The organism is Streptomyces sp. NPDC005393 (assembly GCF_040606675.1).
GTDB lineage: Bacteria > Actinomycetota > Actinomycetes > Streptomycetales > Streptomycetaceae > Streptomyces.
In genome coordinates, this window is the sequence record NZ_JBEXFG010000039.1 from 20,595 (window position 1) to 33,482 (window position 12,888).

Sequence of the window (12,888 nt, forward strand, 5' to 3'; positions counted from 1 at the left end):
GTCGGCGCCCACCCCTGAGCGACGAACCTATGGCCCCACGCCGCCGAATGGGAGGGTTGCCCTGGACGAAGGTTTCGTCGAGGAGTTCACCGCCCGCGGCGGCGGCAGTCCGCCCCGGCCAGGGCGGGTTCAGGGACGCTGCGACTCCACCAGCGCGATGGCCTCTTCCTTGGTCGCGACGGCGGGCGGGGAGCCCTCCAGCGGCCGGCGGGCCGTCTCCTTCATCACGGCCGTCGCGATGATGCCGACGAGCGCGGCGAGCATCGTGTAGTAGGCGGGCATCAGATCGTCCCCGGTGCCGCTGATCAGCCCCTCGGTCACCAGCGGCGTGGTGCCGCCGAAGAGCGGGACGGAGATGTCGAAGGCGATCGAGAGCAAGCCGTAGCGCACGTTCGTCGGGAAGAGCGCGACGCGGACATCACGCTCACATACGGCAGCAGGCACAGCCCGAGGAGCAGCAGTCCGGCGAAGACCGCGACGACGCTGCCCTGTTTGATGAGCAGGAAGCACGGCACGGCGAGCACCAGGAAGCCGACGGAGCCGGTCATCAGCAGCGGCTTACGGCCGATGCGGTCGGAGAGCCGGCCGACGAAGGTGATGGCCGCAGTTGACGGTGTGCGCGGTGATCGCGGGCCGGTGGTCCCGCCGGGCTCCGCGGGCCGCTCCCGCGCGCGGACCGTGCGTCCAGGTCCCCGAGGCGACGGGCTGAGCACCGGCGCGTCAGGGACTGCGGGCGATGACGACGATGGCCGCGTCGTCGTTCAGGGTTCCGCCCGCGTGCTGGAGCAGGTCGTCGTGGAGGTACCGCACCAGCGACTGCGGGCTGTCCCCCTCCCAGCCCGCGACCCGCTCGACGAGCGGGTAGAAGGTGCCGAAGGCGTCCCGGGCCTCGATGACCCCATCGGTGTAGAGCACCAGAAGATCGTTGTCTTCATAGGCGAACGTCTCGACCTGGAAAAACCTCTCCGACGCCTCGACCAGACCCAGGGGCAGCGCGGGCGCGCCGACCTCCACCAGCCGGACCTTGCCGTCGTGCAGCAGCAGCGGCGGGGGGTGTCCGCAGTCCACCATCCCGACGATGGGGCTGTCGTCGGGAACGTCCAGCAGCAAAGCGGTCACGAACGACTCCTGGGCGTCCCCGGCGCGCTCGGCGGCATGGACCCAGTTCCAGCGCACGGCATTGCCCAGATGAGCGGCCATGGCGGGCAGCGAGAGCTGCCGGTGGGCGGACCCCCGGAAGGCCCCGATCACCACCGCGGCGTCCCCGACGGCGGCCAGCCCCTTGCCGCGGACGTCGCCGATGACGAAGCGAGTCCCCCCGTCGGTGCGTACCGCCGCATACAGATCACCGCCGATCTGGGCCTCCTCCTCCGCGGAGAGGTACACGGACGCGATCCGCAGCGGCCCGACCCGGGTGGGCAATGGCCGCAGCAGCACCTCCTGCGCCGCCACGGCCACCGACCGCACCCGCAGCAGCCGGCGCTCATGCCGGTCGGCCAGATAGCGGAAGACCGTCAGCAGCACCGAGATGACGACGAGGGCGGCGATCTGTGCCTGGTGGTTCGCGGTCATCAGGCCGCCGTGGAGATGGCCGATGACGATCTGGGCCACCACGGCGAGGGCACCGATCCCGCCGGTGAGGGCGGCGCCGGCGAACGAGGCGGTGATCGCGGGCGCCGCGACCAGGAAGGGGCCCAGGTGGATGGTCTCGGGGGTCTGGATGTCGACCAGAGTGATCGCCAGGATGATTCCGAGCGGGAGAGCGAGCAGCGCCCGGCTCGACCGCCGTGACACAGCGATACGGGTGGGGACGGGCCGATCGCGCATACATCCTGCTTACACCCCTGAGGGCCTCCGCGCCCGGCCTCAGGTGGTCAGCTGTCGGGCGCGCTCCACGGTCACAGCGTCCGCGCCGTCCGCGCCGTCCGCGCCGTCCGCAGCCTCAGCCCGGCCCTCGCGCCGCGCCGTCATCCACACATAGACGAGCACACCGGCGAACAGGAACAGCACCCCCTGGTACACCGCCGCGTATCCGGCCCCGGCGACCAGCCAGAACGAGAAGCCGAAGCCCGCGAGCGCCAGCGTCAGATCCCAGACGAAGCGCCCCGTCCGCACCTCGTCCCGCCGCCCCGACAGCAGGAAGTACAGCTGCGCGCCGGCCGCCAGCAGATACGGGACCGTCGCCGAGAAGGTGGTGATCAGGACGAGGATCTCGAAGAGCCCGCTCGACCCCGAGGAGTAGTTGACCACAGTCAGGAGGGAGGCCAGGATCACGCCGACGAGGACGCCGACGGTCGGCACTCCGCGCCGCTTGGTGGCGAAGGCCGCCGGGAAGAGCCCGTCACGGGCCGCCGCGTACGGCGCCTGGGCGCTCATCAGGGTCCAGCCGTTGAGCGCGCCGACGATCGACACCACGGCGGCCAGCGCGATCAGCGTCCCGCCCCAGTGGCCGCCGAACATCGCGTTGACCGCGTCCGAGAAGGGGGCGGTGGAATTGGCCAGGTCCTTGTGGGCGACCGTGCCGAAGACCGACACCGTGCCGAGCAGATAGACCACGGCCGCGCCGACCGTGCCGAGCACGCTGGCCCGTCCCACATTGCGCTCCGGGTCCCGCACCTCGCCCGCGCTCATCGACGCCGACTCCACGCCGACGTAGCTGTAGAGCAGGATCGCGGCCGCCGCCGACAGACCGCCGAGCGCGCTGCCGCCGGTCGCGTTGAACGAGCCGAGGTTGCGCGGGTCGAAGAAGAAGAGCCCGACTACGGCGACGAAGAGCAGGGGGACGAACTTCAGCACCGTCGAGACGATCTGCACCGCCCCCACCCAGCGCGTCCCCGCCAGGTTCGCGAGCGCGGGCAGCCACAGCGCGAGCAGCGCCACGGCCAGGTTGACGCCCTTCGAGTCATGCCCGGGGACCAGCACACGCACATACCCGACCGCGGCCACCGCCAGCGCCGCGTTGCTGACCCAGGTCATCGTCCAGTACGACCAGGCCGACAGGAATCCCGCGAAGTCGCCGAAGGCCGCGCGCGCATGGACATACGGGCCACCCGTGCGCGGGTCGCGCTGCGTCAGCCGTCCGAAGACGAGGGCGAGCGCGATGGCACCGATGGTCAGAATGACGAAGGCGAGCAGGCTGAGGGTGCCGAAGGGGGCGACGGAGGCGGGCAGCAGAAAAATGCCGCCGCCGATGATGTTGCCCATGACGAGTGCGGTCGCCGTGGGCAGGCCGAAGCGGCGGGTGTGGGGCTGATCGTGCATATATGTATTGTCCCGGAAGATGTATCATGCAACAAATCACCGGGTTTTGTCCGGCACGACCGCCCTGACCACGGGAAATGGTGCGGTGGTGGGGACGTGCAGCCGCGATTCCTCCAGCCGCGTTTCCTCCGCCCGTACGGCGAGGGGTCCGACCGGCCCGCCGGACGACTCCCCCGCGCCCTCGCCGACGGGCTCGTCCTCGCCCTCGCGGACGGACTCACCGAGCGACTCCCCCTCGCTGGGCATCCGCGGCTCGTCCGCCTCCTCCAGCCACCGCCGCAGCACCGTGTGCACCCGCTCCGCCCCGACCAGCTCCGCCCCCGCCGCCACCGGCGCGGTCAGCTCCCCGGGCCACAGCAGAAACGGATGCCCCTGCTCCCCGCCGAGACCGCCGTGCGAGCCGATCTGCCCCTCGAAGGCATGCACCTCGCCGGTCACCGGGTCATAGACGGAGTTGACCATGATGTCGGCGGTGTTCCGGAAGTGCGCGGTCCGCCGTACGGCCGCCTCGGCGCCGGGCCCGAAGACCGCGAGCGGGCTCGCCCCGATCACCCGGCCCGTGTCCAGATGGTGCTCCCGCCCGCCCGAGCCCAGCACCACCGCGCCGTGCTCCTCGGACCGCACCAGCAGGAAGCCCACCCCCGAATGGTCGGCCAGCGTCCGCAGCAGCGCGGGATGGGCCGCCTCGATCGCCTCGCGGCTCATCCGCCCCGGCACATCGGGAAAGGAGACCAGCCCCAGATTCCCGGACGCCAGCACGATCGGATCGGACGGCCCGCGCCCGTCCCCGTCCCTCTCCGGCCGGTGCAGAGCGGCCCGCGCCGCCTCGCGCGCCTCCGCGCCGCTCGGCGTACTCCCGGCCCGCCGCGACACCGGCAGCCCGCATCCGGCCCGGACCAGGTCCTCCAGCGTGAGCCCGTACGCCCCCCGCGAAGGTCTCGCCGGGGCTCTGCCCGTGGTCGGACAGCAGCACGATCCGGTAGTCGCGCGCGGCGTGCTCGGCGACCTCGGCGATCAGCGCGATGGAACGGTCGAGCCGCGCCAGCACCTGCTGGGCGTCGCGGCTGCGCGGCCCGGAGTGGTGGGACACCTCGTCGTACGCCACCAGATCCGCGTAGATCGCGGTACGGCCGGAGAGGATGTCCCCGATCACCGCCGCCACGACCACATCCCGCTCCACGACCGTCGCGAACGCCCGGATGAAGGGGTAGAGCCCGCCGCGCCCCACGCGGGGCGTCTCCCGGCGCAGCTTGGCGCGCGTGGACTGGCCGATCTCCCGGCCCACCTCGGCGAGAAACGACACGGCGGTACGGGTCGCGTTGGCGGGGTCGGAGAAGTACGCGAAGTAGCCGCTGCGGGAACGATTGTGCTTACCGCGCCGCGCCGCCACCGACAGCACCAGAGCCAGCTGGTCGGCGCCCCCGGTGAACAGGTTCCCCCGGCTCGCCCCGTCCACGGCGAGCAGCCCCTCGTGCCCCGCGCGGGCGGCGGCGCGGCGCTGCAACACGGCCGCGCCGGTCGGCCGGTTGCTCACCATCACCTCCCGGGTCTTCTTCTCGTACCAGCGGAAGGCCGGCACCTCCTCGTTCGACCCGTGCAGAATGCCGAGTTGGCTGGCGCCGGTCTGGCTGGACCAGTCGGTGCGCCAGGGCATCACCTGATGCGTGCTCCCGACCCACCCCGCGACGGTGGACATCACCGGCGGCTTGTTCTCCCGCTTCCGCAGCGCCTCCCGCAACACCGCGTGCCCCACCCCGTCGAGCTGCAGGAACACCGTCCCCGGCGGCTGTTCCCGCCCCCCGTCCTCCCCCAGCCGCCGACGCCGCCGGTCCGCGAGCCGCGCCAACCGCCGCCGGTACGCCTCGTCGTCCCGTACCGTCAGTAAGGTGCTCGTCGCCGACGACGCGGCCGACATCACGGCCGCGACCACGACGGCCGTCTCCGGCTCCACCGAGCCCCGCCCGTCCGGGATCAAACTGATGGCGATCAGCAGCATCGAGCCGTTCAGCACGAAGACCAGCAGCCCGAGCACCAGCGCGGGCAGCAACAGCATCGCCCGTACGAGCAACGGCCACACCAGCGCGCTCAGCAGGCCGAACGCCCCCGCCCCGCTCGCCGCCGTGATCGCGATCCGCGTCGCGCTGTCGCCGGTGCCGGACTTCAGCCGGAAGTCCGGGAGGACCCCCGCGAGCGCGAGCATGGTGAGCGTGGACACCGCCCACACCGCCGTCACCCGCAGCACGGCTCCACCCACCGTCTTCCACCGGGGCTTCTGCACGCCGGGCCCTCGCTTCACCTCACGGCCCGCACCGCGCGCACGGACCGAGCCCCAGCGTTGCACAGCGGAACCGGGCCCCGGCGGGCGACAGGTTACGGGGATCGGTCCATTCCGCTTACGGCGCCTGCGGGTTCGCGGTCTGTGGGTTCGCCGGGTGCGGGTTGTGCGTCGGTCGCGGTGCTTGGAGCATCGGCGAGGGTGGGGGCGGGTGCGGGCCGTCGCCGGATGACGAGCTGGTGGGGTACCCCCTGCGAATTCGCTTGATGAAGTAGTTGCGCTAGGTCAAGCGTTTTCCTCATCACCCCCTCGTAGGGGTCGTGGGTGGGGCGTCGGCAACGCAGCGGCTGGGGGCCATGCGGACGAGGTAGCGGTCCTACACCGCCCAGGAGTCGGCCGGGTCGTCCAGCCACGCCCGGTGGCCCGCGTCGTTCACCGTAAGGCCGAACCGGGTGTGCTCCGGCCGGCCGTGGTCAATCCACCACCGGTAGGCCGCCTCAACCTCGTCCCACAGCCGACGCCCGCCCGCCTGCCAGACGCGCGCCTCCTTCGTTTTGCCGACGATGCGCTCCCGCACGCCCCACGCCTCGGCGAGCGCGTCCACGGCGCCCGGACTCGTCGTCCGGTGTCGCCTCCGCGATACCGGGCCGGCCCTCGCGGGGGTCGGAGACCTCCACGCCGACCCACCGGCCGCTATCCGACGCTGGCGAAGGCCGTCCGGGATGCCGCCCACCCTGACGCGGCCACCACCTTCGGCACCGGCCTCGACCTTCTGCTCGACGGCATCGGCACACGGCTCGCCCCCTGGCGAGCCGACTGGTCAGAGCCGGCCGTGGGCCTTCTGTGCCCGGCGCGAGAGCGAGTCGATGACGACGGCGACGAGCAGAACGCCGCCGGTGATCATGAACTGCACGGCGGCCTGGATGTCCATGAGGGCCACGCCCGAGGCGATCGACTGGATGACCAGCACACCGAGCAGGGCGGACCAGATCCGGCCGTGCCCGCCGAAGAGGCTGGTGCCGCCGATGACGGCCGCGCCGATGGCGTTCATCAGCAGGTTGTTGGAGACCGAGGTCTGGCTCACCGAGCTGACCCGCGAGGCCAGGAAGAGGCCGCCGATCGCGGCCATCGTCCCCGACATCATGAACGCCGAGATCCGCACCAGCGCCACATTGAGTCCGGCGCGGCGGGCGGCTTCGGCGCCGCCGCCGACGGCGAAGATCATCCGTCCGTACTTCGTGCGGCGCAGGACGTAGTCCAGGCCGACGAGGACGATGAGGAAGATGAGGAGGGCGAGCGGCAGGCCCTGGAACTGGTTGAGCACATACGCGGCGGCGAAGGCGATCACGGCGAGCAGCGCCGTCCGCACGGCGATCTCGCCCGGGTGCCGGTACGGCACCCCGGCGGCCCGGCGGCGCCGCGCGTCCCGCCGGGAGGCCAGGAAGTATCCGGCCGCGCCGATCGCCGCCAGGCCGTACGCGACGGCGACGTCGGTGAAGTAGTAGCTGGTCAGCTTGGCGACCAGGCCCTCGTCATCGATGTTGATGGTGCCGTACGACCCCATCACGTAGAGCATCAGGCCGTACCAGCCCAGCAGTCCGGCGAGGGTGACGACGAACGCGGGGACGCCGACCTTGGCGAAGAAGAACCCCTGGACGGCTCCGACGGCGGCGCCGCAGAGGGCGGCCAGCAGGACGGCGGGCAGCTCGTGCATGCCGTGGTTGACGTTCAGCACGGCGAACGTGGCCGCCGCCAGGCCGCTCACCGAGGCGACGGACAGATCGATCTCGCCGACCAGCAGGACGAAGATGACGCCGGCCGCGATCATGCCGGTGCCGACGATGTCCACGCTGAGGTTGGACAGATTGCGCGGTGAGAGAAAGTTCCGGTTCAGGGTCTGGAAGATGACCCAGATCGTGAACACGCCGAGCGCGACCGGGACGGAGCCGAGTTCGCCGGAGCGGAGCCTGCGCTTGAGCGCGCCCGCGTAGCCGCCGGCGCCGTGTCGGCTCACAGCTCCCCCTCCGGGGCCTTGCGCCGGGTCACGGCGTTGTCCGAGGCCCCGGTGACGGAGGAGACGATCTGCTCCTGGGAGGTGGTCGTCACATCGAAGAACCCGTTGTTGCGGCCGAGGCGCAGCACGGCGACGCAGTCCGCGACGGCCTTGACGTCGCCCAGGTTGTGGCTGATGAGGAGCACGCCGTGGCCGCGTTCGCGGAGCCGGTCGACGAGGTCGAGGACCTGGGCGGTCTGTTCGATGCCCAGGGCCGCGGTGGGCTCGTCCAGGAGGAGGAGCCGGGGTTCGCCGAGGAGGGCACGCGAGATCGCGACGGTCTGCCGCTGGCCTCCGGAGAGGGAGGCGACGGGACGGCGCACATCGGGGATCCGGATGGAGAGGTTGTCCAGCAGCCCCAGGGTGCGGCGCTCCATCTCCACCTCGTCGAGGACGCCGACCCTGCGGATCTCGCGGCCGAGGAAGACGTTGCCGACGACATCGAGGTTGTCGCAGAGCGCGAGGTCCTGGTAGACGGTGGCGATTCCCAGGTGCTGGGCGTCGTGGGGGCGGCCGATGTGGACGGGCCGGCCCTCCCATTCGATGACGCCCTCGTCGGCCGGCTCGACGCCCGAGATCACCTTGATCAGGGTGGACTTGCCGGCGCCGTTGTCGCCCACGAGGGCGATGACCTCACCGGCGTGGATCTCCAACTCGACGTCCGCGAGCGCCTGGACCGCGCCGAACCGTTTGAAGACGCCGCGCAGCGCGAGCAGGGGCGGGGCTGACGGATGAGCCATCTGCTCCTCCCTTCGGAGCGCGGAGGCCGCCCGGACGCCCTCGCGTCTCACCTGATGAGGCCGGCCTTCCGGCAGTCGGCCACGTACTTCTCGGTGCAGATCTGATCAATGGTGTACATGCCGTCCTTGATGAGGGTGCTCTTGATGTTGTGGACGGTCAGCGGGATCGGCTCCAGCAGGACGGCGGGGATGCCCTGGGTGGGGCCGTTGTTGACCTTCTGCTTCGCGATACCGTCGAGCGTCTTGCCGTGCCCCAGCGCGACGGCCATGGCCGCGGCGGCGTCGGCCTCGGGCTTGAAGGGCTTGTAGACGCTCATGTACTGCTCGCCCGCGACGATCCGCTGCACGGCCGCGAGCTCGGCGTCCTGGCCGGTGACGGGCGGCAGCGGATGGATCCTGGCGGCCTTGAGGGCGGCGATGACGCCGGCGGCGAGGCCGTCGTTCGCCGCGTAGACGCCGTCGATGTGCTGGGCGCCCAGGGCCGCGATGGCGCCGGTCATGTTGAGGTTGGCGTTCTCGGGTCGCCATCCGACGGTCTCGTACGACTTGCCGATCTTGACCTTGCCGCGGAGGACGGAGAGCGCGCCCCGCTCGAACCAGCCCGCGTTGGGGTCGGTCGACGAGCCGTTCATCATGACGATCTGCTTGTGGCGCGCGTCCGGGCCGAGCGCCCTCAGCAGCGCCTCGCCCTGGAGTCTGCCGACCCGCGCGCCGTCGAAGGAGACATAACCGGAGACGGGTCCCTCCGCGAGGCGGTCGTAGGCGACGACCGGGATGTTCGCCCGGTGCGCCTTGATGACCGAGGCGCGGATCGCCTTGCTGTCGACCGGGTCGAGGATCAGGACCTCGATACCGTTGGCGATCATCGCATCGACCTGATGCTGCTGGTTGGCCGCATCGTGCTGGGCACTGGCGTACTCCATCGTGCAGCGCGGGCACAGCTCCTTGACCTTCTTCTTGATCAGGGGCTTGTCGAACCGGGCGAAGCGGGCGATCTCGTTGTCCGGGAGCAGCAGGCCGATGTGCAGGCCGCCGCGGTGGGGCCCGCCGCCCGGCTCGTGCACCTGGGCCGCCTTACCGCAGGAGGCGAGGGACACGGCCAGGCCCAGCCCCACCGCGAGGGCGGTGGCCGTACGGAGGCGCTCGCGCGTCCGGCGGAGGCTCATGGGGCCGGCCTCCCCGTGTCTTCTCGTGCGCAGGGCGGCTCTCGCACCGAGGACGGGTCTCGCACGGAGGACAGGGCGATCTCGGCCCAGACCTGCTTGCCCCCGCTGAGCGGCACCGACCCCCAGGACTGCGACACCGCGTCGACGAGCAGGAGCCCGCGCCCGCCGGTGGACTCCCAGTCCATGGTGGCCGGCTTGACGGGCGCACGGGGCGACCGGTCGCTGACCGCGATCCGCAGCCGGTCCGCGGTCAGCGTCAGATGCAGTTGCACCTCGCCCTGGGTGTGCACGAGGGCGTTGGTGACCAGCTCGGAGGTGATCAGCAACGCCACGTCCAGCTCCTCCGTCACGCCCCACGAGCGCAGGGTGCGCGCGGTGAAGCGGCGCGCGTGCATCACGGCGTCGGGCAGCCGCCACACGGTCCAGCCGGCGCGGGTGGGCCGTACCCGCATCCCGTCGTAGCGCAGGAGCAGGAGCGCGACATCGTCATCGCGCCGGCTCGCGCCGCCGAGCAGCTCGTCCGCCACCCGTCCGGGGTCGGACGGGTCGGCGCGGGCGAGCGCCTCGCACACCTGGCGTACGCCGTCCTCCAGGTCGAGCCGGGCGGATTCCACCAGGCCGTCCGTCATCAGGGCGAGCAGGGTGCCGGACGCCAGACCGGCCGCGGTCATCGGGAACTCGGCGTCCGCGACCACGCCCAGCGGGGGGCCGCCCTCGACCGTCAGCTCTTCCGTACTGCCGTCCGGGCGGCGCAGCAGCGGCTGCATGTGTCCGGCCCGGACGAACAACGCCTCGCCCTCCTCCATGTCCAGGTCGACATAGCAGCAGGTCGCGAAGAGATCGGTCTCCATGCCGACGAGCAGCCGGTTGGCGTGGGAGACGACCACATCGGGCGGATGGCCCTCCACGGCGTAGGCCCTGATGGCCGTGCGCATCTGGCCCATGATCGTGGCGGCCGCGGCGCTGTGCCCCTGGACGTCCCCGATGACGAGCGCGACATGGCCCTCGGTCAGCGGGATCACGTCGTACCAGTCGCCGCCCACCTCCAGGCCCATCGTCGCGGGCAGATAGCGGGTGACGGCCACCCCGCCGGGCAGCACCGGCACCTTGCGGGGCAGCAGGCTGCGCTGGAGCATCGTGGCGAGCTCGTGCTCGGCGTCCAGCGCGTGGGCGCGCACCAGGGCCTGGCCCACCAGCCGCGCGGTCGCCGTCAGCAGGGATCGCTCCTGCGGCCCGAACTCGTGCCGCTCCTCCCACCCGATCAGGCAGACTCCGACGATCCGGCCGTCCGCCGGGAGCGGCAGGACGGCGAGCCCCCCGGGGCCGATGCCCGCGAGACCGGGTTCGATGTCGGCACCCGGGGGCCATACGCTCACATGGCCCTCGCGCAGCGTCTCCACGAGCGTGGGCAGGGCGTGGCTCGGCGCGTCCGGCCATTCGGACCGCCACGCGGACCGCCACAGCTCCGGCCAGACGGCGGGTTCGGCGGGGGCGAGGACGCTGACCACGAGCTGGTCGGCCTGGAGCTCGGCGACCGCGATCCGATGGGCCCGCAGCGGGTCGCGCAGGGCGCTGACCACCGCCTGGCCGACGTCCCGGACGCTCGTCGCGCCGGCCAGGGCGGCGGACAGCCGCTGCACCATGGACACCTCGTCGGTGCCGGGCCGCAGATACGAGGCTTCCGCGAGCACGCCCAGTACGCGTTCCGGTGTGCCGTCCGCACCCGGCTGGACCCGGCAGCGCAGACCCAGCCAGCGCAGCTCGCCGTTGGGCCGGCGGATACGGAAGTCCAGCTGTGAGGTGGTGGTGGTCGGCCGGGCCGGCTCCACGATCGCCATCAGGGCGGGAAGGTCGTCCGGGACGGTGCTCTCCAGCAGGGTCTCCACCCGTCCGTCGAAGTCCTCCGGCGCGATGCCGAGCAGCTCCAGCATCGGCGCGTCGGCGGTCATCTGCCCGGTGCGCGGGAGCAGGACGAACGCGCCGGCCCGGAGGCGGTCCAGGGAGGGGGCCGGCAGCGCTGGGAGATGCGGGTGTCCCAGGGCCTTCGGCCCCGACGCCTCAAGCCCCGCCGCGACATGCTGGGCGTACAGCTCCAGGAAGCTGCGGCGGTCGGCGTCGATACCGTCGGGCGCCTCCTCCACGACCACCAGGCATCCCAGCCCCGCGCCGTCCCCGCCGAGCGGCACCACTCCCAGCGAGACACCGTGCGGTATCCGGGCGTCCGCGTCGGTCGGGCCGTAGGCGGCGAGTTCGTCCGGGCTCAGCCACAGGGGGCGGCCCGTACGGAAGGCGTCGGCGACGGGTGTGCGCTCTGACAGGGAGTAGCTCGCTGGCAGCGCGTACGGGCCGCCGGAGCTGCGTACCGTCTCGGCCAATCGCAGCTCGGCGCCGTCCGCGTCCAGCGTGTAGACGGCGACCAACGCGGTCCCCGTGAACGACAGGACATGCCCGGTCACAGCCGCCTGCACCGCCTCCGTGCGCGGACCGCCGGTCTCATGGGCGGACCCGGGCCGTGTATCCGCCTCCGCGCGGGGACCGATCATGGTTGGCGCCGGGGCCTTCAGAGCCGCGCCTCCTTGAAAGGGACAGCGCTCACATCAAAAGCATGGCACAGATGGAGGAAAGGGGGCATCTTGCGGCGGTGTGTGCGGTGATCGATCCGCCACGCCCGAGGCCCCATCCAGCTACGGCTGATCCGCGACCGCACCCTCATCCGCGAAGTCTCCGACGCCGGCAACACCGCCCCCATATGCGCCGCGCCCGCATATGCGCCGCGCCCGCCTCTCCGACGAGGGCGGCCGCGGCCTCCTGCTGGTCGCCCAGCTCACCCAGCGCTGGGGCACCCGCCACGCCCGCGAGGGCAAGACGATCTGGTGCGAACGGCTCATCCCCGGTCAGGCAGCGGCGGCCTGCGCTGACCGTGCCCCCCAGGAGTCACCGCTCACGCGGGGACGAGGCCGGGGACGACCACGGCGTGCACGGTTTTCCCGGTGAGCCGGGTCGACACCCTGACCGAGGAGGCCAGCCGGTGCACCAGTGGCCAGCCGAAGCCCCCGCCGCCGCCGGACAGATCGGGTGACCTCCAGCGGGGTGGGGTCGGATCGCCGTCGCTGACGGCGATCTCCACGCCGTCGCCGAGGTCCGTCAGCTCCATCCGGCACATCCGCCCGTGAGCATGGCGCACCGCGTTGGTCACCAGCTCGGACACCACCAGCTCGACGGCGTCGCTCATCTCGGCCGCCTCGCCGATAGGGGCCTTCCCGAGGAAGCCACGTGCCACATGCCGGGCCCGGCCTGCGGCGTCGGGACCGGTCGCCAGGTCACTGCTGACGGATGTGACAGCGTCGGTCAGCTCATCTGCAGCCGGCATTGTCTCCCACCTCCCAACTCCGA

General features: G+C 72.0%; 7 protein-coding genes and 4 pseudogenes. 1 reads left to right on the forward strand and 10 read right to left on the reverse strand.

Annotated elements, in window-relative coordinates:
* Nucleotides 1-129: 129 nt before the first annotated feature.
* The 9 genes and pseudogenes from ABZS71_RS26710 to ABZS71_RS26750 all read right to left on the reverse strand — a co-directional run.
* Nucleotides 130-590: pseudogene (locus ABZS71_RS26710) on the reverse strand (MFS transporter); the annotation flags it as partial.
* 130 nt (nt 591-720) lie between these two features.
* A complete protein-coding gene (locus ABZS71_RS26715; RefSeq protein ID WP_355843061.1) occupies nt 721-1,827 on the reverse strand; it encodes a PP2C family protein-serine/threonine phosphatase in 1,107 nt (368 codons plus the stop codon).
* Between the two features lie 39 nt (nt 1,828-1,866).
* A complete protein-coding gene (locus ABZS71_RS26720; protein WP_356214171.1) occupies nt 1,867-3,261 on the reverse strand; it encodes an amino acid permease in 1,395 nt (464 codons plus the stop codon).
* Nucleotides 3,262-3,297: 36 nt separating this feature from the next.
* A pseudogene (locus ABZS71_RS26725) lies at nt 3,298-5,461 on the reverse strand (phage holin family protein).
* Between the two features lie 451 nt (nt 5,462-5,912).
* Nucleotides 5,913-6,086 (reverse strand): annotated as a pseudogene (locus ABZS71_RS26730) (protein-L-isoaspartate(D-aspartate) O-methyltransferase); the annotation flags it as partial.
* A 270-nt stretch (nt 6,087-6,356) separates the two neighbouring features.
* Complete coding sequence (locus ABZS71_RS26735) at nt 6,357-7,550, reverse strand: sugar ABC transporter permease (RefSeq protein WP_356214175.1); 1,194 nt, start codon at nt 7,548-7,550, stop codon at nt 6,357-6,359.
* On the reverse strand, nt 7,547-8,329 hold the full coding sequence (locus tag ABZS71_RS26740; protein WP_356214177.1) for an ATP-binding cassette domain-containing protein: 783 nt from the start codon (nt 8,327-8,329) through the stop codon (nt 7,547-7,549). The genes ABZS71_RS26735 and ABZS71_RS26740 overlap by 4 nt, the downstream gene beginning before the upstream one ends.
* A 47-nt stretch (nt 8,330-8,376) precedes the next feature.
* A complete protein-coding gene (locus ABZS71_RS26745; RefSeq protein ID WP_356214179.1) occupies nt 8,377-9,495 on the reverse strand; it encodes a substrate-binding domain-containing protein in 1,119 nt (372 codons plus the stop codon).
* Nucleotides 9,492-12,038: a SpoIIE family protein phosphatase gene (locus ABZS71_RS26750; RefSeq protein ID WP_356214181.1), complete on the reverse strand. Its 2,547-nt coding sequence runs from the start codon at nt 12,036-12,038 to the stop codon at nt 9,492-9,494. The genes ABZS71_RS26745 and ABZS71_RS26750 overlap by 4 nt, the downstream gene beginning before the upstream one ends.
* A 111-nt stretch (nt 12,039-12,149) precedes the next feature.
* Here ABZS71_RS26750 and ABZS71_RS26755 point away from each other — a divergent pair.
* Nucleotides 12,150-12,489: pseudogene (locus ABZS71_RS26755) on the forward strand (ATP-binding protein); the annotation flags it as partial.
* Here the strand turns inward: ABZS71_RS26755 and ABZS71_RS26760 are convergent.
* Entirely contained in the window at nt 12,437-12,865 is a 429-nt protein-coding gene (locus ABZS71_RS26760) for an ATP-binding protein (protein WP_356214183.1), read from the reverse strand. The pseudogene ABZS71_RS26755 and the gene ABZS71_RS26760 sit on opposite strands and share 53 nt — an antisense overlap.
* Nucleotides 12,866-12,888 lie beyond the last annotated feature (23 nt).

Coding starts and splice junctions, on each gene's coding strand:
- ABZS71_RS26715 (WP_355843061.1), bottom strand. CDS start 1,827: ATGCGCGATCGGCCCGTCCCCACCCGTATCGCTGTGTCACGGCGGTCG.
- ABZS71_RS26720 (WP_356214171.1), bottom strand. CDS start 3,261: ATGCACGATCAGCCCCACACCCGCCGCTTCGGCCTGCCCACGGCGACC.
- ABZS71_RS26740 (WP_356214177.1), bottom strand. CDS start 8,329: ATGGCTCATCCGTCAGCCCCGCCCCTGCTCGCGCTGCGCGGCGTCTTC.
- ABZS71_RS26745 (WP_356214179.1), bottom strand. CDS start 9,495: ATGAGCCTCCGCCGGACGCGCGAGCGCCTCCGTACGGCCACCGCCCTC.
- ABZS71_RS26750 (WP_356214181.1), bottom strand. CDS start 12,038: ATGATCGGTCCCCGCGCGGAGGCGGATACACGGCCCGGGTCCGCCCAT.
- ABZS71_RS26760 (WP_356214183.1), bottom strand. CDS start 12,865: ATGCCGGCTGCAGATGAGCTGACCGACGCTGTCACATCCGTCAGCAGT.